This is a genomic window from Lentzea sp. NPDC051838, assembly GCF_040681245.1.
In the GTDB taxonomy this organism is placed as follows: Bacteria; Actinomycetota; Actinomycetes; order Mycobacteriales; family Pseudonocardiaceae; genus Lentzea.
Genome location: NZ_JBFAYI010000001.1, coordinates 155528 through 177965, shown reverse-complemented (window position 1 = coordinate 177965; position 22438 = coordinate 155528). Strand labels below are relative to the sequence as shown.

The 22438-nt window shown below is 68.2% G+C and carries 19 protein-coding genes; 5 read left to right on the top strand and 14 right to left on the bottom strand.

Annotation, left to right across the window (positions count from 1 at the left end; all coding sequences use genetic code 11):
• The first annotated feature begins 41 nt into the window (after positions 1-41).
• Positions 42-992: a hypothetical protein gene (locus AB0M24_RS00690; protein ID WP_363758831.1), complete on the top strand. Its 951-nt coding sequence runs from the start codon at positions 42-44 to the stop codon at positions 990-992.
• On the opposite strand, the gene AB0M24_RS00685 is transcribed toward AB0M24_RS00690, so the two are convergent.
• The 4 genes from AB0M24_RS00685 to AB0M24_RS00670 are packed head-to-tail and all read right to left on the bottom strand — an operon-like array spanning position 964 to position 4086.
• Positions 964-1224 (bottom strand): DUF6510 family protein, encoded by a 261-nt coding sequence (locus AB0M24_RS00685; RefSeq protein WP_363758828.1) that lies wholly within the window; start codon positions 1222-1224, stop codon positions 964-966. The genes AB0M24_RS00690 and AB0M24_RS00685 overlap by 29 nt on opposite strands.
• Before the next feature lie 13 nt (positions 1225-1237).
• Positions 1238-1978 carry a ferredoxin reductase gene (locus tag AB0M24_RS00680; RefSeq protein WP_363758825.1) on the bottom strand — a complete coding sequence of 247 codons (741 nt, stop codon included), beginning with the start codon at positions 1976-1978 and terminating at the stop codon, positions 1238-1240.
• Positions 1948-2547, bottom strand: a complete 600-nt coding sequence (locus AB0M24_RS00675) for a sulfite oxidase-like oxidoreductase (RefSeq protein ID WP_363758822.1) — start codon at positions 2545-2547, stop codon at positions 1948-1950. The genes AB0M24_RS00680 and AB0M24_RS00675 overlap by 31 nt, the downstream gene beginning before the upstream one ends.
• Positions 2548-2565: 18 nt before the next feature.
• Positions 2566-4086 (bottom strand): FAD-dependent oxidoreductase, encoded by a 1521-nt coding sequence (locus AB0M24_RS00670; protein ID WP_363758819.1) that lies wholly within the window; start codon positions 4084-4086, stop codon positions 2566-2568.
• A 137-nt stretch (positions 4087-4223) separates the two neighbouring features.
• Here AB0M24_RS00670 and AB0M24_RS00665 point away from each other — a divergent pair, with 137 nt between their 5' ends.
• Positions 4224-4913: a methyltransferase domain-containing protein gene (locus tag AB0M24_RS00665; protein WP_363758816.1), complete on the top strand. Its 690-nt coding sequence runs from the start codon at positions 4224-4226 to the stop codon at positions 4911-4913.
• A 43-nt stretch (positions 4914-4956) separates the two neighbouring features.
• On the opposite strand, the gene AB0M24_RS00660 is transcribed toward AB0M24_RS00665, so the two are convergent.
• Entirely contained in the window at positions 4957-6117 is a 1161-nt protein-coding gene (locus AB0M24_RS00660; RefSeq protein ID WP_363758813.1) for a cytochrome P450, read from the bottom strand.
• A gap of 2 nt (positions 6118-6119) precedes the next feature.
• Positions 6120-7790 (bottom strand): FAD-dependent monooxygenase, encoded by a 1671-nt coding sequence (locus AB0M24_RS00655; protein ID WP_363758810.1) that lies wholly within the window; start codon positions 7788-7790, stop codon positions 6120-6122.
• Between the two features lie 210 nt (positions 7791-8000).
• Between AB0M24_RS00655 and AB0M24_RS00650 the strand changes: the two genes are divergently transcribed.
• Positions 8001-8756, top strand: coding sequence for an alpha/beta fold hydrolase (locus AB0M24_RS00650; RefSeq protein ID WP_363758807.1), 756 nt, complete (start codon positions 8001-8003; stop codon positions 8754-8756).
• A gap of 58 nt (positions 8757-8814) precedes the next feature.
• Here the strand turns inward: AB0M24_RS00650 and AB0M24_RS00645 are convergent, their stop codons facing one another.
• The 6 genes from AB0M24_RS00645 to AB0M24_RS00620 are packed head-to-tail and all read right to left on the bottom strand — an operon-like array spanning position 8815 to position 15896.
• Positions 8815-9291: a flavin reductase family protein gene (locus tag AB0M24_RS00645; protein WP_363758804.1), complete on the bottom strand. Its 477-nt coding sequence runs from the start codon at positions 9289-9291 to the stop codon at positions 8815-8817.
• Positions 9288-10505 (bottom strand): cation:proton antiporter, encoded by a 1218-nt coding sequence (locus AB0M24_RS00640; protein WP_363758801.1) that lies wholly within the window; start codon positions 10503-10505, stop codon positions 9288-9290. Before AB0M24_RS00640 ends, AB0M24_RS00645 begins: the two co-directional genes overlap by 4 nt.
• Positions 10506-10518: 13 nt before the next feature.
• The gene (locus tag AB0M24_RS00635; protein WP_363758798.1) at positions 10519-12057 is read right to left on the bottom strand and encodes a tryptophan halogenase family protein; all 1539 of its coding nucleotides are present in this window, start codon (positions 12055-12057) and stop codon (positions 10519-10521) included.
• A 34-nt stretch (positions 12058-12091) separates the two neighbouring features.
• Positions 12092-13090 carry a methyltransferase gene (locus tag AB0M24_RS00630; RefSeq protein WP_363758795.1) on the bottom strand — a complete coding sequence of 333 codons (999 nt, stop codon included), beginning with the start codon at positions 13088-13090 and terminating at the stop codon, positions 12092-12094.
• A complete protein-coding gene (locus tag AB0M24_RS00625) occupies positions 13090-14307 on the bottom strand; it encodes an FAD-dependent oxidoreductase (protein ID WP_363758792.1) in 1218 nt (405 codons plus the stop codon). The genes AB0M24_RS00630 and AB0M24_RS00625 overlap by 1 nt, the downstream gene beginning before the upstream one ends.
• Entirely contained in the window at positions 14304-15896 is a 1593-nt protein-coding gene (locus tag AB0M24_RS00620; protein WP_363758789.1) for a tryptophan halogenase family protein, read from the bottom strand. Before AB0M24_RS00620 ends, AB0M24_RS00625 begins: the two co-directional genes overlap by 4 nt.
• 375 nt (positions 15897-16271) lie before the next feature.
• Between AB0M24_RS00620 and AB0M24_RS00615 the strand changes: the two genes are divergently transcribed.
• Entirely contained in the window at positions 16272-17675 is a 1404-nt protein-coding gene (locus AB0M24_RS00615; RefSeq protein ID WP_363758786.1) for an NAD(P)/FAD-dependent oxidoreductase, read from the top strand.
• Positions 17672-20512, top strand: a complete 2841-nt coding sequence (locus tag AB0M24_RS00610) for a ferritin-like domain-containing protein (protein ID WP_363758783.1) — start codon at positions 17672-17674, stop codon at positions 20510-20512. Before AB0M24_RS00615 ends, AB0M24_RS00610 begins: the two co-directional genes overlap by 4 nt.
• Before the next feature lie 56 nt (positions 20513-20568).
• Here AB0M24_RS00610 and AB0M24_RS00605 read toward each other — a convergent pair whose 3' ends face one another.
• Positions 20569-21276: a class I SAM-dependent methyltransferase gene (locus tag AB0M24_RS00605; protein ID WP_363758780.1), complete on the bottom strand. Its 708-nt coding sequence runs from the start codon at positions 21274-21276 to the stop codon at positions 20569-20571.
• A gap of 12 nt (positions 21277-21288) precedes the next feature.
• Complete coding sequence (locus AB0M24_RS00600; RefSeq protein WP_363758777.1) at positions 21289-22386, bottom strand: cytochrome P450; 1098 nt, start codon at positions 22384-22386, stop codon at positions 21289-21291.
• Positions 22387-22438 lie beyond the last annotated feature (52 nt).

Genomic DNA, 22438 nt, shown 5'->3' with positions numbered 1-22438 from the left:
ATCGGAGGTATCGGCCGTGTCAAACAGGACAGAATTCAGCGGTGACCCATGAGCTGCTGCGCGGAGATCGCTGGCGTTCCCTGACCGCTGACCACGAGAAACTGCGCGTCTACTCCGACGACGAGTGCTTCACGACGGGATTGAACGCCGCGTACGACGTCCTCGGTGACGACGCCGCACGGATCGTGCAGCAGCACGCCGTTCTCGTGATCCAGCCGGACTGCATCGCGGGACGGCAGGTCGAGCGCTGCCTCGACCTGGTGCGGCGCCAGGGGTTCGAGCCGGTGCACGCGATCCGGTTCCGCTTCGGTCCCGAGCAGACGCACGGGATCTGGCGCTACCAGTCCAACATCTCGACGCCGGCCAGCCAGCGGATCGCCGACGAGGTGTGCGGCAAGGGCGACTCGCTGCTCGTGCTGTTCAGGGACACCACACCTGCGCCGGTGCTGCCCGCGAGCCTGCGCTTGTCCGACTTCAAGGGCCGCTCAGACCCGGCAATGCGTACCGAACGCCACCTGCGCACGGTTCTCGGGGCACCGACGTGCCTCGTCGTGCTGGTGCACACGCCGGACGAGCCCGTCGACGTCCTCCGGGAGAGCGCTGTCCTGCTCGGTCCGCGCACCCGTGAGCTCTACGCGGCCATCGTGAAGCCCGCCGCTGACGACCTCGCGGCCCACGTCGAGGCCCTGTACGCCGAGTCCGAGCCGCACGACCTGGATCTCGGCGCCGCCTGGGATCGGATCACCAGCTCCATCACCGATCCGACGCTGGAGAGGGTGCGCGCGGGAGAGAAGCTGGACTGGTCCTGGTTCACGGGCGTGCTCTCCGCCGCCGGGCTCGATCCGCTCGGCTGGGACGCGCTGCTCGTCGGCAGTGAGCACATCGAGCACGACCTGGCCGGGGTTCCCAGACTCGTCGACCGGGTCAGCGTCGAGAGCTGGACCAACGGCGACGCGGTGCTGCTCAGGACTGCAGCGGGATCTCCAGGCTGACCGTTCCGCGCAGGTCCAGCCACGCCCGGCCGGGTGCTCGAACCAGCCGCAGCACGACCTCCTCGCAGTGCGGGCAGCGAGCTACGGTTCCCGGCGCGTTCTGGTAGACCCGCAGCGACGCCACGGATCCCTTGTAGCCGCAGCCCGCGCACTGCCCGGTCGCCACGGTCACGTCCACCGCGAAGATCTCCCGCAGGTCGCCCGCGAGCGCGTTGCCGTCGACGTGGGTCATGGGTGATCTCCTGTCAGCCGAAGCGTTCGGTGCGGACGCGGCGCGGATCGTGGCCCAGCGCCACGAAGATGTCGGACACCGTCTCGACGAACCCGGTCGGCCCGCACACGAAGACGTTGGGGGTGAACTCGGCGGGCCACGCGTGCGTGTTGACGGTGGCCACACCCAGCCGGACCGGCGGCTCCGGAGAATCCTCCGGAGCTTGCCGGGTGTAGACGATCTTGACGTCCAGGCCGCCGTCCTCGCGGGCACGTCGCCGCAGCTCGTCGGCGAACATCACGTCGTCGGGCGTGCGCACCGAGTAGATCAGCTTGAACGGAACCCGGCTGCCCTCGGCTGCGCGCGCCCGGATCATCGCCATCAGCGGCGCGATCCCGGATCCACCCGCCACCAACGTCACCGGTGAAAGGTCGGTCGCGCGCCACACGAACCAGCCGCCGACCGGTCCGCGCAGCTCGATCTCCGCGCCGACGGGCAGCACGTCGCACAGGTACGGCGACACCTCGCCGTCCTCGACCCGCTGGATCGCGAGCTCGACCAGGGTGCCGTCGGGTGCCGACGAGATCGAGTAGCTGCGCTGCACCGAGTAGCCGTCCTCGGCGGTCAGCCGCACGTCGACGTGCTGGCCCGGCAGGTGACCGGGCCAGTCGGGTACGTCGAACACCAGCGACCGCGCGCTCTTCGTCAGGTCGGTGGCTGCGGCGAGAGGCGCCGCCCGCCAGGTCAGTCGCCCTGATACCGCTGCTCGCGCCATGGGTCTCCGTAGTCGTGGTAGCCGGCGGTCTCCCAGAAGCCCGGCTCGTCCTCCAGCAGCAACTGGATCCCGCGGACCCACTTCGCCGACTTCCAGAAGTACAGGTGCGGCACCAACAGCCGCGCCGGGCCGCCGTGCTCGGGCGTCAGCTCATCGTCGTCGTAGCGGTACGCGATCCACGCCTGCCCGTCGAGAAGGTCCTCCAGCGGCAGGTTGGTCGTGTAGCCGCCGTAGGAGTGGATCAGCGCGAAGTCCGCCGCCGTCTCCACTTCCTCCATCAGGACGTCGAGCGAGACACCCTTCCACCGCGTGCCCAGCTTGGACCACTTGGTGACGCAGTGGATGTCCGTGGTGACCTTCTCGGCCGGCAGCTCGATCAGGTCCTGCCACGACCACGTGTACTTCTTCCCGACCTCGGTGCTGACGGTGAGCTCCCACCGGTCGGTCGGCACGCGCGGGGTCGGGCCCGCGGTGAGGACCGGGAAGTCCTCGGTGAGGTACTGACCGGGCGGCAGCTTCGCGTCCGGTGACTGACGCCGCCCGGTGAAGCCGGGAGAGACGATGGCCATGCCGTGCAGTACACAGCACTACGAGCGAACTTGCACGCGCACCAACACGGTGTCGAGGAACGTTTCCATGGCCTCCGCCGAGTCGGTGACCGCCGCGACGTACCCGTCCGGCCTGATCAGCACCAGTCGCGGGCCGTCCACCTGGTACGCGCGGAACGCGGCCACGTCGTCCGGCTGGATCACGTGGGTGGTCACGGGACCGTCGAACCGCACTGGTGGCACCGAGAACAGCAGCACGTGGTAGCCGGGGGTGTGGGTCAGGTCGAGCACGCCGGGTGCGTACGGCGCGCGTACGCCTGCTTTCAGCTGGCCGACCGCGCGTCCGACCGCACGGCTGCCCCGGTAACCGATCCAGAGCTGGGAGAACATGTGGAAGAACATCCGCCTGATCGGCGCGAGCCGGGAAACGACGCCGACGATCCTCGTCGCCACGTGCGTGCGCATCCACACCGCGATCGCGGTGTTCCCGGTTTCCAGCTTGAAGCCGAGATCGGTGCGCTTGAGCACGGTCTGGGCGATGGGCCGCCGTTCCTCCTCGTAGGTGTCGAGCAGCCACTCCGGTGCTTCGCCGCGCACGACCTGCGCGAGCTTCCACGCCAGGTTCACGGCGTCACCGACGCCGAGGTTGAGCCCCTGGCCGCCGGCCGGGTTGTGGATGTGCGCGGCGTCGCCGGCCAGGAACGCGTTTCCCACCCGGAACTTCGCGGCGAGCCGGCTGTGGAACCGGAACATCGACGCCCAGACGACCTCGTCCAGCTTCGCGTCGACCTTGAAGTAGTCGTCGAACCAGCGTTGCAACACCTCGTGGTCCAACGGCGCGTACGACTCGTGCGTGACGGTTTGCTGCTGCGGCCCGCTGTGCAGGTACGGCGGCACAACGCCGAACAGCCGGTAGCGGCCTGATTTGAGCGGCAGGATCCCGACGAACCCGCCGGGCGTCAGGTTGAGCCGCATGCCTTTCACTCCGAGGTCCACGTCGAGCGTGACGTCGGCGAGCAGGCCCGACTGCTCGTAGGTCTCGCCTTCGAACTCCTGGCCGAGGAACTTCCGGATGGCGCTCGACGCGCCGTCGGCACCGACCAGCCAGCGCGCGGTGATCACGCCGTTCCCGGTCTCCACCTCGACGCCGGATCCGGTGTCGCTCAGGTTCGTGACCTCGGTTCCCCACTCGACGTCGAGGGTTTCCCCGAGGATCCGCTCGGTCTCGAACTGTTCGAGCGCCAGTGCGTACGGGAAACGCGTCTGGTCCGCCTCTCCCTTGCCCGCCAGCGGCATCTCGCCCACGTGCTTGCCGGACGAGTGGATCGCGACGTCGGTGATCGGCACACCCCTCGCGATGGCGGCCTCGGCGACGCCCAGGCGGTCCAGGGTTTCCAGCGTCCGCGCGTGCACGATCGCGGCCCGCGACTGCTCGACCGGACCAGGTTTCCGGTCCACGATCCGGACCCGCACACCGTGCTGGGCCAGCATCAGCGCGGTGCAGAGGCCGGCCGGGCCCGCTCCCACCACGAGAACGTCGCAGTCGTGTTCGTCGCGCATGCCGTCGAGTGTCTCGGTCTCTCCGCGTTCTCCACATCGCCTGGCGCGGGCCCTGGTGAGACCACCACCCCGCACGTGTGCGCAGGTTTCGCGCGCGAGGGTGTCCTGGCTGGTGGTGGCGGTCGAAAGTTCGTCTCATGAGCGCACCGGAAGCGTATTTCGACGACCTGGCCGAGCTGTACGAGCGGTTCACCGGCATCCGTGATGCCGCGACGAGCCCGGTGCGCTCCTGGCTGACCTCGCAGCTGCCTCCTGGTCGTCGCGCCATCGACGTCGGCTGCGGCGGCGGCAACAACTGCGGCCTGCTCGCCGACCGCTACGACGAGGTCGTGGGCGTCGACATCTCCCAGAAGATGCTCGATATCGCCGCGTTGAAGCCCACGCGCGTGCCGGTGCGCTACGAGTGCCGGGAAGCGCTCAGCCTGTCACCCGAGCGCGACGGCCTCTTCGACCTGGTGATGTCGGTGAACGCCGTGTTCCACATGGGACCGATCGAGCAGGTGCTGGACGTGCTGCGCTCGATCGTCGCGCCCGGCGGCCGCCTGGTGATCGTCGACGTGACGCAGCCCGACGGTGCCGCGGCGCCCGCCGAGCAGAGCGCCTACGCGTTCGAGACCGGCAAGATCGTGTACGACGTCTCGGGCGACGTCGAGGCCGCGTGCGACTCGATCCGGATGATGCTGCACCCGCGCTGGCTGGAGATGAGCAAGCAGGCGATGCCGCTCACCGACACGGAGTTCGAGCAGCAGTACTCGAAAGCGCTGCCGGGGGTGCGGATCACGCGCGATCTGATTCCGACGATGAGCGCGGCGGTCTGGGAAGCGTGAGTTACGGGTGGTGGGCCGGAACCCACCACCCTCCTCCTGCCACCTAGCGCGATCGACTCACCAGGACCTTGTGCGGTCCGTGGAAAACCATGTCGTACGGGTACTCCACACCGTCCACAACAAACTCTCCGAGGCTCTCCAGCAGCAGCCCGAGGCCGATCTCCAGCTCCACCCTGGCGAGCGTCGCGCCGAGGCAGTAGTGGATGCCCAGCCCGAAGCTGACGCTCCTGCCGCCGTCCCGGTTCAGGTCCAGCTCGGTGGGTGCGTCGAACTTCGCCGGGTCGCGGTTCGCGGCGCCGAGCATCACCATCACCTTGCTGCCCTTGGGAATCATCGTCCCGGCCACGGTGACGTCCTCGTAAGCCCACCGGCTGATCGCCTGCACGGGAGAGTCGAAGCGCACCAGCTCCTCGACCGCCGCGGCCGTCACACCCTCGCGCAACGCCTTGAGCGCCTCCGGCCGCGTCGACAACGTCAGGACGGCCTTGCTGAACACGTTCGTCGTCGTCTCGTGCCCCGCAGTCATCAGGTGCACGCAGGTCGCCACGATCTCGTCGGTGTCCAGCGCACCGACCATCAGTGAGATCAGGTCGTCCCCGGAGCGTCGTTCCGCCGCCAGCACGGAGAAGTAGTCGTGCAGCTCACGTGCGGCGGCCTCGGCGATCTTGTGCGCGTCAGGGTTTCGTGCGGCACGGCTGCTGCTGCCTTCCTGGAGCGCCACGGCCTGGCTGCGCAGCCAGTCCCACTTCTCCCGAGGCACGCCGAGCAGTTCGGAGATCACCAGGATCGGGAACGGCGCGGAGAACCGTTCCACCAGGTCGAACTCCGCCGGCAGATCGGCGAGCAGATCCCGCGCGATCGCGGTGATCCGGTCGCGCAGGTTCGTGACGACTGACGGCGAGAACTCCCGGTTGAGCACCGATCGCAGTTCGGTGTGCCGGGGCGGATCCAGGAACACCAGCCAGTTGTTCACCATCGTGCGCAGGATCGAGTGCCCGGCCGGGATCGGGCCACCACCACCCGACCGGCGCCCGAACACCTGACTGGACAGGACAGTTGACGCGGCCGCATGGCTGAAGACGTAGTAGGTGGCGTCAGCTACGTGGATCGGCGACTCGGCGAGGTAGCGCGCGAAGACCGGGTAGGGGTTGCGGACGTCGGCGTCGGCCCAGTCGCGCAGGTCGAACGGAGGCAACGTGGACACGCTCATCGAGCACCGCCACGAACCTGGTCGGCGATCGCACCGGCATCGGCGGGGAGTAGGCGCCCGCGCCAGGCGACGTGGCCGTCCGGCCGGACGAGAACGAAGGGGCGCTCGTAGACCTCGGCGATCTCGGGAACGTCCAGAACGACGGAGCTGAACGGGATGCCACGTTCGGCGAAAGCCTGCGCGAACGCTTCCAGCCCGCCCGCGCCGAACCCGTCCTGCCGATCCGCGCCGCCCACGCCACTGCGCCCAGCCCCGGTCTCGGCGCCGTCCACTCCCTCTTCTTCCCCGAGGCACAGCAACACGAATCCCTCACCGAACAAGTCCAACGTGGACATCCCCGGCTTCACCCAAGCGTGTGGCGCCCTCGATCCCGGCCGGGTGTTCGGACGACGATCCTCGGTCTGCTCAGCGGTCGGATCAGCCACGATCAGCGGCGAACCGGCGTAGGTGAAGCCCAGGTGGATCTCCGGCGCGTCGAACTCCCGCGCCACTCCCCCGCGCTCCAGCCCTTCCCGGACCTTGCCCCGCAGGAACTCGCCCTGCGGAGTGTCGTCGTTCAGCTCGTCCGGCACCTGGCGCTTCATCGCGCGTTCCAGGTTCCGGTTGGCTTCCTCCAACCCTTCGAACGCGACGGGCTGTCGTTCGAGCGTGTAGCTGTCGAGCAGCCCGGGCCCGGCCCACCCGGCGATCTCCGCCGCCAGCTTCCAGCCGAGGTCGGCAGCGCCGCAGATGCCGGTGTTCATGCCGAACCCACCCGACGGCGACAGCGTGTGCGCCGAGTCGCCGACCAGGAACACCCGCCCGGAACGGAAATCGGCGGCAACCCGGTGCACCAGGTGCCATTCGTTGTCGGACAGCACCTCGACCGGCGTGTCGAAGGCGATCGCCTTGCGCACCAACGTCTCCGCGTCCTGCAACGACTCCGGATCGCCCTGCAGTCCAACGGTGAGCCGGTAGAGCCGCTCGCCGTCCAAAGCACGCATCGGGAACCGCAGAGCGGAAGAGATCATCAGGTAGTAGAAGTTCGCGCTGCTGTCTCCGAGGCGGGACCGCAGTTCCGGCGCGCTGAAAAGAATGTTCCGGAAGACCTGGGTCTCGTGGACGGTCGCCGCGGGGATCCCGCAGGCCTTGCGGATCGGCGATCCCGTGCCGTCACAGGCGACCAGATACCGCGCACGCACCTCAGCCACCTCGCCGGACACCAGGTCGGTGAGAGAAGCCGTGACACCGTCGTCGTCCTGGACGAAGTCGTCCATCCGGGTCTGCAGGCGCACGACGTCGCCGAGCTCCTCGCGCAGCAGCGGGCCGAGCCAGTGCTGCGGGCAGATCGCGTCGGGTTCGGGGGTGTGGCGGAAGTCGGCGCGGGTGTCCATCGTGGCGCGCTTCAGCCTGAACAGCTCGTGGCCGCCGATGCGCGTGGTCCAGACGCAGTCCAGCGGATGGTCGCCGGGCCAGCCGGAGTGCCGGACGCGGTCGGCGATTCCCCAGCGGCGGAAGAACTCCATCGAGCGCGGGCCGATGCTGCTGACCTTCGGGTGGCCGACCGCGCCGTCGCCCTCCTCGACCAGGACACAGGAGACACCGCGGTAGCGCAGCTCCAACGCCATCGCCATGCCGATCGGGCCACCGCCGACGACGAGCACGTCGGTCGTGAGCTGCGAGGTCATCTGGTTTCCCCTTCGAGGCGACGGCATCAGGCCTGTCCATCCTCGTGAGCGGCGCACCGGCCCCACATCCCCACAACGCACGGTTTCCAACGCTCACAACCACTCCGAGTTGAGACGCCACCCCACGCGAGCCAACGGGTTCTCGCGCACGCACGCGGAAAAGGAACCCGCGGGCGCGACACTGCAGCAAAACGAGGACAGGAGGACGCGATGCCAGCGCGCACCGCCGACACCCAGCAGCGCACCACCGTGCGCACCCACGACGGCCTGCGGCTGGCCGGCACGCTGGTCGCACCCGACCACCCGAAGCACGTGGTCCTGCTGCTGCACGGCGAGGGATCCGACCGCGACCAGGACGGCTTCTACGCCAGACTGTCCACCGAGCTCGCGGACCACGGCGTCGCGAGCCTGCGCTTCGACCTGCCCGGCCACGGCGAAAGCGAAGGCCGCCAAGAGGAACTCACGCTCTCCGGCCTGCTCAACACGATCAACGCCGGACTCACCCACCTGCGCGAGCACGTCGCCGACACCCCGGCCACCCTGCTCGCCACCGGTCTGACCGGCGGTGTCGCGGCGGGATACGCCGCCCGCAAGGCACCCGAGGTCGACCGGCTCGTGCTGGTCAACCCGATGATCGACTACGACCGCCACCTCGGCGGCCTCCTCACCGAGCAGGCAGGACGCGACCTGATCACCCGCGGCCGGGTCGAGGTCTCCCCCGCGTTCGCCGTCGGCCGCGCCATGCTCAACGAGGTCTTCTGGCTCCAGCCACGTGGCGCCCTCAACGCCATCGCCGCCCCGACGCTGATCATCCACGGCGCCGGCCCCACCGACATCCCGCGCGACTCGTCGATCTCCGCCGCCGAAGCCCTGACCTGCGCCCACCGCTTCGTCGAGATCACCGGCCCCCAAGCAGCCCACTGGCAGGCCCCGGCAATCCGCGAAGCAGTGGAGTGGATCAGCTGAAAACGATGAAGGGAACCTTCATCCACGTCAGGTGGATGAAGGTTCCCTTCATCGTTTGCTAGGCGGAGGCGGGCCAGGCCGCGTATTGGCGTTTGCCGTAGAGGAGAGGTTCCTCGGCGGAGCGGTGGGTGACGTCGTGGACCGAGCCGAAGACGACCACGTGAGTGCCGACTTCCTGGATGTGGGAGACGGTGCAGTCGGCTACCGCGTGGGCGTCGAAGACCAGGTGCGGGCCGCCCAGCGACGGCCGTTCCCAGGTGACCTGGGAGAAGCGGTCCGGATCGCCCGAGCAGAACAGCTCGGCTGCCGGCCGGGCCGCCTGGTGCAGCAGGTTCACCGTGAAGGAACCCCTGCGCAGCAACGCGTCCAGCGTCGGGCTGCCGTTGCGCACGCACACCAGCAACGTCGGCGGATCCATCGACACGCTGCACACCGACGAGATCGTCATGCCCCACGGCGTGTCGTCGACGTCGAACGTCGTCAGCACCGCGACCCCGGTGGGAAACCCGGCCATCAGCTCCCGGAACGACGTCATCGCACACCTACCAGCACCCGGCGGTCGATGAAGTCGATCACCGGACCGGTCAACGTGGTCGTCACCAGAGCCATCACCAGCAGCGCCACGAACAGCCCTGGCGTCAGCAGGCCCGCCGTGTAGCCGACCTGCAGCACCACGATCTCGGTGAGGCCACGCGTGTTGACCAGCACACCGATCTTCAACGACGTCAGCTTGGTCTCACCACCCCACCGCGCGCCCAGATATCCGCCGCCGACCTTGCCCACCACACCCAGCACGATCGCCAGCACCACACCGAACCACGGCAGTGCACCGATTCCACTCGTCGCCAGCGTCATGCCCGCGACCACGAAGAACACCGGCACGAACACCCGACCGACCCGGCTGATCAACCCGACGACCCGTCCCCACGCCGGCCCCTTGGGGATCATCAGCCCGGCGAGGAACGCACCGAAGATCGACGTCAGGCCCAGCGCGTGCACCCCGTTGCCGGCACCCAGCGCCACCAGCCCGAGCACCACCGCGAAGATCCGCGGATACGTGCTGGCCTGCGCGGAGAACCCGCCGAGGAACCGGTGGCCCGCAAAGGCGAGCACGCCACCGACAGCGATCGTCGCGAACGCGATCCACACTCCGCCCAGACCACCGGCGGCGAGCCCCAGCGCCACGGCCAGCAGCAACCACGCGGGCGTGTCGATCAGCATCGACGACATCATCGAAAGGTCACCGGCACGACCGAGCTCGGCCTTGCGTTCCTCGATGATCCGCGCCAGCACCGGCACCGCGGTCACGCTCATCGCCACGGCCAGCATGAGCACCAACGCCCACACGTCCGCCGTGCCGCGGACTTCCGCCGGTGCGAGCCACAGCACCCACGCCGAGAACACGAGCCCGGTCAGCAACGGCACCAGGAACGAACCCAGGGTGATCCGCCCGACGGTCCTGCTGCGCAACCCGTTCGTGCCGTGGTCGAGCTGGTGCACGATCCCGACCAGGAACAGCACCAGCCCGGCCTCACCGATCTGCTTGAGCAGCCCGGTGACGTCGCGAGGCACCACCGCCGCGAACACCGACGGGCCGAACGCGTGCAGCAGCACAGGTCCGAGCAGGACGCTCAACGCGATCTCGCCGATCACCGACGGCAGCCGCAGCAACCGGGCGAGCACGCGTCCGGCCGCCGCCACCACGAACAACGCGCCTAGCAGCACAACAAGATGAAGTACGTTCTGCATCGGGCGACACTCCTCAGTGGAACTGCGCGAAGTACTCGTACTGGGTGGGCAGCGTGCGTTCGAGCTCGGCGGCCTGTTCCGCGACGAGCTTGAACTCGTGCTGCGCCGACGACGGGTCGAGCAGCCCCAGCGCCGCCGACGGCTTCAGCGAGATGCCGCCGAGGCCGAGCAGCATGCAGACGTACGAGTAGGCCTCGAAACCGTGGTAATGCGGGTAGACCGACTCCGAGTCGGGAATCCGCGCCTGCCACCGCTCCAGCCGTTCCGCCAGGCCGTCCGGCAGCTCGCGCTTCTTCGTGTCGACCCAGTACTGGTTGTCCGCCCGCTTGGCCGCGTAGTAGTGCAGCACCAGGAACTCGCGCACGCCGTCCATGCAGCGGTTCACGAGCGTGTTGTAGGAGTGGCGCAGGCCCTCGTCCCAGTTCGCGTCCGGGAAGTGCTTCACCAGCTGCTCGATGCCGTGCTGGATGAAGAAGATGCCCGTCGACTCCAACGGCTCGACGAAGCCGGACGACAGTCCGATCGCGACACAGTTGTTCACCCAGTGCCGTCGCGAACGACCGATCCGCATCTTGATGTGGTTCGCCTCGAGATCTTCCGCGGCTGGGCCGATGAACTCGCGCAGCCTCTTCTCGGCCTGCTCGGGCGTCGAGTACTCGCTCGCGTAGACGTACCCGGTGCCGATCCGGTCGAACAGCGGAATCGTCCAGATCCAGCCGGCTTCCTGCGCGGTCGCCGTGGTGCAGGGCCTCAAACCCTTGCGCTCCATGTCGAGCGGCACCCGCAACGCCACCGCGGAATCGTTCGGCAACGAGGACTGATACGACTCGAACGGTTCCTCCAGCGCCTTGCCCAGCAACAGGCTGCGGAACCCGGTGCAGTCGATGAACAGATCACCGGTCAGGTCGCCGTGTTCCTTGGTGACGACGTGGCTGATCCAGCCGCGGTCGTCCAGCGCGACGTCCACCACGTCGTCGAGCACGTGCTTCACACCCCGCGCGACCGCGTAGTCGCGCAGGAAGTTCGCGACCAGCGTGGCGTCGAAGTGGTAGGCGTACGGGAACTGCGTCGACTGCTCCGACAACGTCGTCCGATACGTCGACCGCTCGCCGAGCCCGCCCTCGAACAGCGTGCCATCCAGGTTGCGCGGCGACTTCAGGCTGTCGCACAACGTTCCCACGAGGAAGCAGTCGCGGTCGAAGCGGTCCGACGACGGGTTGCGCAGCCACCAGTCCGGCAGTGTGAAGCCGTCGACCACGCGCTGCCGTTCGAACGGGTGGTAGAAGTGATGGCCTTCCTCACGCCAGTTCTCGAACCGGATCGCGAGCTTGTAGGTCGCGTTGCACTTCGGCATCCAGTCCTTCTCCTCGAGCCCGAGGTACTCGAAGAAGTGGCGGACGGTGCTGAACGTGGCCTCACCGACCCCGATCGCGCCGACGCGGGCGGACTCGACGAGCGTGACGTTGATCCGGTCGCCGAACGCGGCGGTCAGGTACGACGCGGTCATCCACCCCGACGTTCCCCCGCCGACGACAACAACACTCTTCAGCATGAAAAGAATCCTCCGAAGTGGACGAACCGCGTTCTCAGAGAGCTGCGGCTTCGATCAGGCTTTGCGGGGAACGGGTGGGAACGACGGACGTCAGGCGCAGACCGGCCTGGGCGAACAACCCCTCGTAGTGCGCGAGGTCGCGTTCCCTGCCCGGCACCACGGCGAGCATGTTGAGGTCGAGCAGCGGCGCGAAGCCGGGCTCGCCGATCGGGCCGAGCGGCATCTCCACCACCACGACCCGGCCGCCGGGGTTCAGCGCTTCACGGCAGCGGGTGAGGATCTTGACGCACGACTCGTCGTCCCAGTTGTGCAGCACGGCCTTGAGCAGGAACAGGTCACCGTGCGGGACGGGTTCGAAGAACGAGCCGCCGACGAACTCACACCGCTCGCTCAACCCGGCTTTCTCGGCCTCGGCGATCGCGGTCGACTCGACGCTCGGCAGGTCGACCACCACGCCGCGAACGTCCACGTTGGACTTCAGCAGCGCGTGCAGCAAGGCGCCGTTCGCGCCGCCGATGTCGACCGCGGTCTCGACGCCGGTCAGGTCGAGGAGTTGCGCGATCTCGCGCGACAGGCCGTCGGTCAGCTCGGTCATCGAGTTGGAGAACGTCTCGAACTCGGCAGGGTGGTTCGCGAAGTGCGTCCAGACGTCGCTGCCCAGGGCGGCTTCGGTCTGGGGCTCGCCGGCGCGGACGGCGTCGGGGAACTTGCCCCACGACAGCCAGTGCGCGGGTGAGCCGTGCACGATCGCGATGTCCCGCAACGAACCCGGGACGCCCTCGCGCAGCATCTCCAGCAAGGGGGTGGTGCCGAACCGTCCGGAGCCGTCGTAGGAGGCCAGGTCCAGGGATGCCGCGGTGCGCAGGAGGCGGAACATCGCGTCGGGGTCGGACTTGGTGAGCGCGGCGAGCTCCTCGGGGGTGAGGAGGTCGTCGGAGAGATGGTCGGCGACTTTGAGGTCGGCGAGGGCGTGGACGATCTGGGTCACCCAGTACCCCGTGATCATCTGCATCATGCGTGCCTGAGGTGGCATCAGGTCGTCCTTTCGCGTGTGCGCACGTGTTCCGGCCGGAACCCGAGCCCGATGACCCGGCTCATCAACCACTGCGCCGGTGCGAACTTCTCGAACAACTTGGGCGCGGGCGGCTGACCCGACCCGCCGAGCGCCTCGTCGATCCCGAACCGCTGCGTGGCCCGCTGCAGCGCCTGGGACAACGTCGTCGTGAGCCGCCGGCGCTTCCGCACCTTCGCGAGCCGCGAGTCGTCGAACGTCGCCCCGGTCAGCTGTGTGTTCAGCAACGGCTCGACCAGGGCGTTGGCCGTGGCCACCGCGTCTTGCACGGCGAGGTTCACGCCGAAGCCCGCCACCGGCGACATCGCGTGGGCGGCGTCCCCGATGAACAGCAGGCCAGGCGCGTGCCACCGTTCGAGGCGGTCGATCCGTGCCTCCAGCAACCGCAGATCATCCAAAGAGGACACTTCGTCGACCCGATCTGCGAGGAACGGCACGGTAGCGGCCAGGTCCGCGCGGAACTTCTCGATCCCGTCGCGGCAGACCTTCTCGTAGCCGCCTTTCGGCGTCTCGGTGAACATCTGCCAGTACGTACGACGGTCGGTGGCGCCGAAGATCTTGCCGTCGCCGACCCGCACGCACAGTCCCTCGTCCGGATCCGTTGCCCGGCGGGAGATCCGGAAGAAGATCACGTCCAGCGTCTTTCCGACCAGCTTCGGCACCACACCGACATCGCGCCGGATCACCGAATGCCGTCCGTCCGCGGCCACGACGAGCGTCGACCGGATCTCGAACTCCCCTTCCGGCCCGCGTGCCCGCACACCGGCGATGCGCCCGCTGTCCCGCACCACGCCGAGGACCTCGGTGCTCATCAGCAGCCGGAAGCCCGGATACCGCTTGGCCTCCGTGGCCAGCAGGTCGAGGAAGTCCCACTGCGGCACGAACGCCATGTACGGGTAGGGCACCCGGAGCCGCCGGAAGTCCGCGATGTCGATGCGCTTGCCGTCCTGCACCACGCCGATCGTGTGCACCCGCTGGTGCGGCAGCTCGTGGAACCGTTCGACCAGGCCGAGCTCGTCGAGGATCTGCAGCGTGGCAGGGTGCACGGTGTCGCCGCGGAAGTCGCGGTGGAAGTCGGCGTGCTTCTCCAGCACCGTGACGTCCACACCGGACCGCGCCAGCAGCAGCCCCAGCATCACTCCCGCGGGACCACCGCCCGCCACGACGACCGTGGTCATCGGCCGTGCAGCTTGCGCAGGTGGTCGTGGTGCGTCGGCAGCGTGGCGAGCAGTTCCTTCTGCTTGCGCTTCATCTCCGCGAACGCGACCTCGGCGCCGGCCACCAGGTCGCCGCGCTGCTCCAGCAACGGCAGCGGGTGCTCGGGCAGGTAGTCGAGTCCCGCGAAGATGCAGTAGTAGCTGGAGTTCGTCCAGTAGTTGCGGAACTCGGCCTCGAAGTTCGCGTAGTACGTGGTCTCGTCGACGGCCGGCATGTTGACCGCGAGACCCGCGCGGTAGGCGGCGAGCTTGTGCTTGAAGTCCGGCGCCAGCTCCAGTTCCTTGCAGGCACGCCAGAACGGCGAGTCGTCGCGCGGCGCCAGGGAGAAGTGCGCCTGCAGGAAGTCGCGGCTGTCGTCGAACATGGTGTTGATCTCGCGGTTGAACGACTCGGCGAGCACCGGGTCGAACCGCTTGTCCGGGAAGTGCTTGGCCAGCTGGTACAAAGCGGCCGTGATGAAGTAGATGCCGGTCGACTCCAGCGGTTCCAAGAAGCAAGACGACAGTCCGATGCTCGCGACGTTGCGCACCCACGTGCGGCGGTTGCGGCCGACGCGGAACCTCACGTGGTTGAGCGGCTGTGTCTCGGGGTCGAGGCCCCACATGTCGCACAGTTCCCGCGTCGCCTCGTCCGGCGTGGTGAAGCGGCTGGAGTAGACGTAGCCGGTGCCGAAACGGCCCAGCATCGGGATCTTCCAGGTCCAGCCGTTCTTCATCGCGATCGCCGACGTGTACGGCTCGACGCCGTGCGCGTCGTCGTCGTGCGGCACGGCGGTCGCGACGGCGCTGTCGTTGAGCAGGTGGTCGCTCATGTCGAGGAACGGCTCGCGCATGGCCTTGTTGATGAGCAGGCCTCGGAAACCGGAGCAGTCGACGAAGAAGTCGCCCTCGATCACGCGGCCGGACTTGGTGCGCAGCGCGGTGATGTGGCCGCGGTGGTCGATGACCGGCTCGGTCATCTCGTCCTCGACGTGGATCGCACCCTGCCGCTCGGTGGCGAACCGGCGCAGGAAGTCCGCGACGAGGTGGGCGTCGAAGTGCCACGCGTAGTTCGTCCAGCGCGAGCCGTCGGCGTGCCGGGGCGCCAGCTTCGCGTCGAGGACCGGCGACTCGCGGTAGCAGGCGTAGTCGAACTGCTCGTCGGTGCGCCCGGCGAGCCGCTCGGCCGTCCAGTAGTGCGACAGCGGCCAGTTCGCGTGGTTCGGGAGCAGCCCGAAGAGGTGGTCGAAGTGGTCGGGCTTGCCGTGGTGCTCGCGCGCCTTGCCCTCGCCGACACCAGGAGTCCGCCAGTTGATGAACCGGACGCCCATCTTGTAGGCGGCGTTGCACTCCCGCATCCACTCGTCTTCTTCGAGGCCGAGGAAGTCGAAGAACGTCTTGTGCAGGTTCGGCACGGTGGCCTCACCGACGCCGATCCTCGGGATGGACGGCGCTTCGAGCACGGTGACCGTGACGTCCGGGCCGAGCGCCTTGCCGAGGTAGGAGGCGGTCATCCAACCCGCGGTGCCACCGCCGAGGACGGTGACCTTCCTGATCCGATGATCTTCCACCAGAGATCCCTTCGTCCCGGTTCACGATTTCGATCTGGTGTCGTGAGCCGGCCCGTTGGCGACCGAATTCACGCTCAGCAGGGCGCCTCGCGGCACCGCCCCCGCGCCCCCGTACAACCAGTACGAGGACGCGGGGGCGGCACCACGATGCACCCGTCTGACCGCGAATTCGCCCGGCAACGTTCCGGCTCACGACACCGCCGAAGCTAGCCACGCACGCCGTCGTTGAGACGCGCGTGGAGGAGATCCCCTCCGATTACGCGGGGTCAGCGATTTGAGACGCAGCGTGTCGTCAACGGAACCTGCGCATCGGCTCTCAGAACCGCGCAGGATCACGTGATGTGGTGGCGACGCACCCGGCGACAAGATGCTCTGGTGATGTCACCACGGAAGAAGGTCACCGTTCTCGGTGCGGGTATGGCAGGTCTCGCGGCCGCGTACGAGCTCGAAGCGCTGGGCCACGAGGTCGAGGTGATCGAGGCCAGCCCGCGCGTCGGCGGCCGGGTCTACACCCACCGGTTCGGCGACGGGCCGGACGCACCGCTGGTCGAGCTGGGTGCCATGCGGATTCCCGCGCAGCACCGGCACACGCTGGACTACATCGAGAAGCTCGGGCTGTCGCACAAGCTGCGCGAGTTCAAGACGTTGTTCTCCGACGACAGCGCCTACCACCGCACCCGCGCGGGGTTCGTGCGCGTGCGGGACGCGGCGAAGGTTCTGGTGGAGGACTACCAGGATCTCCTCGCGGACGACCTGAAACCCGAGACCGTCCTGTTCGGAGCGTGGATCACCGCCATCGGCGACGCGATCGCGCCCGGCAGCTTCATGCGCGAGCTGCGGCCGGACTTCGCCGCGCTGCTCGACGCCGTGGACCGCATCGACATCACGCCGTTCCTCGTCGGCGAGGCGCACGACCAGATCGACCTGCACGCGTTCTTCGTGGCGCATCCCGAGGTTCGCAACGCGGGCACCGGGCGGATCAACCACTTCATCGGCGACATCCTCGACGAGACCAGCTCGGGACTGCGCCGACTGGAAGGCGGGATGGACCAGATCGCGACCGCGTTGGCCGACCGGATCCGCGGGCCGATCCGGACCGGCCAGGAGGTGTGCGGGATCGCCGTCCACGACGACCACGTGGCCGTGACCGTCCGAAGTGGACAGGTGCTGCGGTGCGAGCACGTGCTGAGCACCATCCCGTTCTCCGTGCTGCGCAAGCTGGAGCTGTCGGGATTCAGCCAGGACAAGCTCGCGGTGCTCGACGAGGTCACGCACTGGCCGGCCACCAAGATCGGGTTCCTGTGCCGGGACGCGTTCTGGGAGCGCGACGGGATCAACGGGGGCGCGTCGTACGGCGGCGGGCACATCCGCCAGACCTACTACCCGGCGGTGGAAGGCGATCCAGCGCGGGGCGCCGCCCTGCTGGCCAGCTACACGATCGGCGCCGACGCGGCCGTGCTCGACGACCTGCCCGAGTCCGAGCGACACGCGCTGGTGCTCGACGAGGTCGCCGGCATGCACCCCGAGCTGCTGGAGGACGGGATGTTCGTCGAGGCGGTGAGCCTGCCGTGGGGCAAGTACCCGTGGAGCTCCGGCGCCGGTGTGCTGCGGTGGAACAAGGACGAGGCCGCGTGCCTGGAGGAACGGGACAGGGCCGCCCGTCCCGAGCGCGGCAGGTTGTTCTTCGCGGGTGAGCCGTGCGCGACCGTCACCGGGTGGATCGACGGCGCCATCGAGTCCGCGCTGCGAGCAGTGAAGTTCGTCGAGGAGACCTCATGAGCGTGTTCGACCTGCCCCGGCTGCACTTCGCCGGTGTCGCGCTGACCAGGTTGCCGACGGGGCCGCGCAACGGGCTCGTCGACTTCACCACCCACACCGCGTTGATGGACGGCAAACCGTTCCCGCGCGACCGTCCCGCCGCCGAGTACCACGCGTATCTGGAAAGCATCGGCGCCAAGGGAGAAACGTTCGGCGCCAACGGCACGTTCAACTTCGACGCCGGGATCACGGGTGTCGAGATCGTGGCGGGCGACGTGCAGACCGACGATCTGGTCGTCGGGCGTGCCGTCGACGTGTGGGGGCACTACAACGAGTACCTCGCCACCACGTTCAACCGGGCGCGGATCTTCGACGTGGACCCTGCGTCCACGACCTCGACGACCGTGATGATCGGCCAGTTCGGGTTCGGCAGGCTCGGGCGGTCGCACGACGTCGAGTACATGTTCTCCGGTGGCGTGCACGGGATGCAGCCGCCGCGCTGGCAGCAGGACGGGCGGGTGCTCTACCAGTTCGTCGTGCCCGCGGGCGAGGAGATGACCTGGCTCGACAGCGCGGCCTCCTCCCCCGCCGTCGACCGGTTGCGTTCGGTCGCGGCCGACGGGCTCGTCGTGCAGTACGCGATGGCTGATCCCGGGCCCGCGCCGATGCCCGGCACCATGGCGTGGCAGCTGCGCGGGACCATCGCGCCCTGGCACGCCGATGAGCCGCGGACGTTTCCCGCGGGAAGGGTGCTGGGAGACCTGACCGTTGAGCTGCGGGACGGCGCGGCGACGTTCAACCGCTTCGCTCCCGCGGCCGATCTTCAGCTGTGCACCGAGTCCGGCGTCGTTCTCGCCACCGTGCCCGGAGATGTAGGCATCACCACTGTTCCGTGCCCGGCGACCGACGAAGCGTTGTGCCTCACCGGTGCGGAGGGCGTCGTGGCACGGGAGCAGGAGGTGGTGGTCGTGGTCGACGACGCGAGCCTGATCCTGGAACACCCGCGCGATGCCGGCGACAGCTCGCAGGACGTCGAAGTCGAGGTCCGCACGTTCGTACGCGGGGTTCCGGCCGCCGCGGACGTCCACATCAGACAGATCCACAACCCGCGCGCGTTCCCGCTCGACCAGCGCGAGCACATCGATGTGGTGCGGCTGAGCACCGACGCGATCAGCACCGACGAGCACGGTCGCGGAACGTTCGTGGTTCGGGGCGCGGAGGCCGGTGCGACCAGGCTGGAGTTCTCGCCCGGCGGGTCGATGACCGTGCGGGTGCTGCCGAACCACTGGTGGATGGACGACGTTCCGCAGGACGAGGTCACGTTCGACCTGCTGTACCGCGAGGTCTTCTCGTTCTACGAGCTGATGTACTCGTTCATGGCGGACGAGGTGTTCAGCCTCGCCGACAAGTTCCGGATCGACACGTACTACCAGATCACCTGGAACATGTGCGATCCGCGCAACCGGATGAAGACGTACTACATGCCGCAGACCCGCGACCTCACCGGTCCGCAGGCCCGGCTGATGCTCAAGTACCTGCGTGCCCGGCGGGCCGAGGTGGCAGTGCCGACGATCGAGCTGTCCGCGCCTCGCTCGTCTCGGCCGATCACCACTCGCGCGGAACTGATTCGCGCCCTCAAACACGGCGTGACCATCGAGCTGGCCGTGATGCTGCAGTACCTCTACGCGGCCTACTCGGTGCCCACCTACGGGGCCGGCGAGGAGCTGGTGCGGCGCGGTGACTGGACGCCTGAGCAGCTGACGTTGATGTGCGGCGACGGTGGCGAGACCCGCGAAGGCGGCCTGCGGGCGAGCCTGATGGACGTCGCCCGCGAGGAGATGATCCACTTCCTGGTCATCAACAACGTCCTGATGGCCACCGGCGAACCGTTCTACGTGCCGGACATCGACTTCGGCACGCTGAACGAGACCCTGCCGGTGCCGCTCGACTTCTCGCTCGAAGCGCTCAACCTCGGCAGCGTGCAGCGGTTCATCCAGATCGAGCAGCCTGAGGGGCTCGTCGGCGCGGTGCGGCTGGGCGACCTACCCGCTCCGTCCTCATCGGACGGTCACGAGTACGCGTCGCTGAGCGAGCTGTACGGTGACATCAGGGAAGGCCTGCAACGGGTTCCGGACCTGTTCCTCGTCGACAAGGGCCGTGGCGGTGGCGAGCACCGGTTGTTCATGCGCGAGTCGGTGAACGCCAAGCACCCCGACTACGTGCTGGAGGTCGACGACCTGCGCAGCGCGTTGTTCGCCATCGACTTCGTGACCGAGCAGGGCGAGGGCCACGTGCTGACCGAGGACTCCGCGGAGGACTCGCACTACGACACGTTCGTGCGGATCTCCGAGCTGCTGATGAAGGAACGTCTCACCGCCACCGAGAAGGGGCGCGCCCAGTGGAACCCGGCCTACCCCGTGGCCCGCAACCCGACCCTCCACGAAGGACAACGTTCGAAGGAGCTCGTGACCGACCCGGTCGCCAGAGACCTCACGGCTCTCTTCAACGGCTCGTACTACATGGTCCTGCAACTGATGGTCCAGCACTTCGGCAACCCGGACGCTAGCCTGCGCCGCTCGAAGTTCATGAACACCGCGATCGACGTGATGACCGGCGTGATGCGCCCGCTGGGCGAACTCCTGGTCGCCGTCCCGTCCGGCCGTCACGGCCGCACCGCGGGCCCGTCGTTCGAACTGGACGAACAACCAGCCTTCATCCCGAGGCCCGATGTCGCGCAACGAGCACTCTCGATGAGGTTCCAGAACCTCCTGGACGCCGCCCGCAAGTGCCCTCTGGTCCCAGAAAAGGTGATCGGCAACCTCGCCCACTTCTCCGAACAGCAGTTCTCGAACGGGTGATCGATGAAGGGAACCTTCCTCCACCTGAGGTGTATGAAGGTTCCCTTCATCGAGAACTACACCCGGCGGAGGCGGGCCAGCCAGGCTGGGAGCTGCACCTGGCCGTCCGCAGGTAGGCCTGCCTTGGCGGCCTCCTGGGCGATGAGTTCGGTGACGCGGGCCTGGTAGGTGGACAGCTCCAGGGACTCGACCTCCCAGCCGTCCGCGAAGGACTCCTTGATCACCGAGTCGCTGATGCCCGAGCTGAGGCCGGGTCCGGAGTCCGCGTGAGCCAGGATGTGCACGAGCGCGCCGGGGTTGCAGATCGAGTGCAGCACGGCCGCGTACTGCTCGGCCACGTCGAGGTTGTCGCCGTAGGCACCGAAGCCGTGAAACATCGCGACGTCCACGACCGTGTCGAACTTGGGGCTGAGGAACGGATAGTCCGACGGGCGCAACATGTTCGCGACCTCGAACCTCGCCGCGGGCACACCCTTCGAGGCCGCGGTGCGACGGGCGTACTCCACCGCACTCGGTGAGAGATCGGTGCCGAGACAGTCGTAACCCAAGCCGGTGAACAGGATCGTGTGCTCACCGGAGCCGCAGCCCGGTTCGAGCACGCGGCCGCGAATCAGCCCCTGACCCTCGAGGTCCGCGATCACCGGCTGCGGGCCGTCGATGAGCCAGGGGGCGGATTCGTCGTCGTACATGAAGTTCCAGAAGTCCGGGTTGTCGAAACCCAGATCTCCCTGTGCTTTGTCGAATCCGGGGCGGCGTCCGGACATGCAGGACCTCCTCTAGTTCAGTTGTACGGGGAGCGAGCTCAGCGCCGTGATGAGCGGCGTCTGCCTCCAGGACACCTCCCCCGCCGTGGCGCCGGGGTAGCGGCTGAAGAACGCGGTGATGCCGACCTGGCACTGGAGTTCCGCGAGGTTGGCACCGATGCACCGGTGCAGGCCGTGACCGAACCCGAGGTGCTGGCTGTCGCCCTTGCGGATCTCGAACCGCTCGGGGTCGGTGAACCTGGCCGGGTCGCGGTTCGCGTCCTTCAACGCGCACACGACGATGTCCCCGGCCGGCACGGTCTGGCCGTCCAGCTCGATCGGTTCGGTCGACATCCGGAACGACGTCATCTGCAGCGGCGGGTCGATCCGCAGCACCTCGTGCACGGCCGACGGCAGCAGGCTCCAGTCCGACAACAGCAGTTCCAGCTGATCCGGATGGGTCAGCAGCAGGTACAACGCCTTGGCGAGCAGCTGGGTCGTCGCGGTCTGGCCGCCGATCACCAGCGTGAAGACCGTGGACGCGAGCTCCTCGTCGTTGAGGCGGTCCTCGTCGTCGCGCATCGACACGAGCCGGGACACCAGGTCGTCGCCCGGGTTCCGGCGGCGATCCTCCACGAGCTTCAACGTGTAGTCCGAGAGCTTGTGGGTGGCGTCGATCGCCTCGTCGTTGCGCGTCAACAGGTCCAGCACGAACAGCTCGGACCAGTACCGGACGTCGGCGGCGTCCTCGGCGGGAATGCCCAGCAGCACACCGAGGACGGTGGTCGCGAGCGGGCCGGCGTAGTCCCCGACCAGATCGGGGTTCGAGCCGAAGCCGTCGATCAGCGAGGCCGCGACCTGCTCGACGTACGGGCGGTGGTCGGCGATCCGGCGCACGGTGAACGTCGGCGTGACGAGCCGCCGCAGCCGGGTGTGGGAGGGCGGGTCGTTGTTGAGCATGTCGTGCGCCATCACCGAGGCGACCGACTCCGGGAACGCCGAGAACGGCGCCTTGTCGCCCATGCGCAACGGGTCGGTGGAGAGCCGCGGGTCGGTCAGGACGCTCCGCGTGCCCGCGTAGTCCGAGACGAGCCAGACCTTCTTGCCGTCGGGAAGCTGGATCTGTTCCACGCCAACGACGCTAGGGGCACGCGGCCATTGCCCGACACTGCACGTTCACGCA

Excerpts from the sequence above, each read along its gene's own strand:
- AB0M24_RS00610 (WP_363758783.1), top strand. The coding sequence starts at position 17,672 with ATGAGCGTGTTCGACCTGCCCCGGCTGCACTTCGCCGGTGTCGCGCTG.
- AB0M24_RS00655 (WP_363758810.1), bottom strand. The coding sequence starts at position 7,790 with ATGACCTCGCAGCTCACGACCGACGTGCTCGTCGTCGGCGGTGGCCCG.
- AB0M24_RS00680 (WP_363758825.1), bottom strand. The coding sequence starts at position 1,978 with ATGGCGCGAGCAGCGGTATCAGGGCGACTGACCTGGCGGGCGGCGCCT.
- AB0M24_RS00645 (WP_363758804.1), bottom strand. The coding sequence starts at position 9,291 with ATGACGTCGTTCCGGGAGCTGATGGCCGGGTTTCCCACCGGGGTCGCG.
- AB0M24_RS00650 (WP_363758807.1), top strand. The coding sequence starts at position 8,001 with ATGCCAGCGCGCACCGCCGACACCCAGCAGCGCACCACCGTGCGCACC.
- AB0M24_RS00675 (WP_363758822.1), bottom strand. The coding sequence starts at position 2,547 with ATGGCCATCGTCTCTCCCGGCTTCACCGGGCGGCGTCAGTCACCGGAC.
- AB0M24_RS00625 (WP_363758792.1), bottom strand. The coding sequence starts at position 14,307 with ATGACCACGGTCGTCGTGGCGGGCGGTGGTCCCGCGGGAGTGATGCTG.
- AB0M24_RS00630 (WP_363758795.1), bottom strand. The coding sequence starts at position 13,090 with ATGCCACCTCAGGCACGCATGATGCAGATGATCACGGGGTACTGGGTG.
- AB0M24_RS00685 (WP_363758828.1), bottom strand. The coding sequence starts at position 1,224 with ATGACCCACGTCGACGGCAACGCGCTCGCGGGCGACCTGCGGGAGATC.
- AB0M24_RS00605 (WP_363758780.1), bottom strand. The coding sequence starts at position 21,276 with ATGTCCGGACGCCGCCCCGGATTCGACAAAGCACAGGGAGATCTGGGT.
- AB0M24_RS00635 (WP_363758798.1), bottom strand. The coding sequence starts at position 12,057 with ATGCTGAAGAGTGTTGTTGTCGTCGGCGGGGGAACGTCGGGGTGGATG.
- AB0M24_RS00670 (WP_363758819.1), bottom strand. The coding sequence starts at position 4,086 with ATGCGCGACGAACACGACTGCGACGTTCTCGTGGTGGGAGCGGGCCCG.
- AB0M24_RS00640 (WP_363758801.1), bottom strand. The coding sequence starts at position 10,505 with ATGCAGAACGTACTTCATCTTGTTGTGCTGCTAGGCGCGTTGTTCGTG.
- AB0M24_RS00665 (WP_363758816.1), top strand. The coding sequence starts at position 4,224 with ATGAGCGCACCGGAAGCGTATTTCGACGACCTGGCCGAGCTGTACGAG.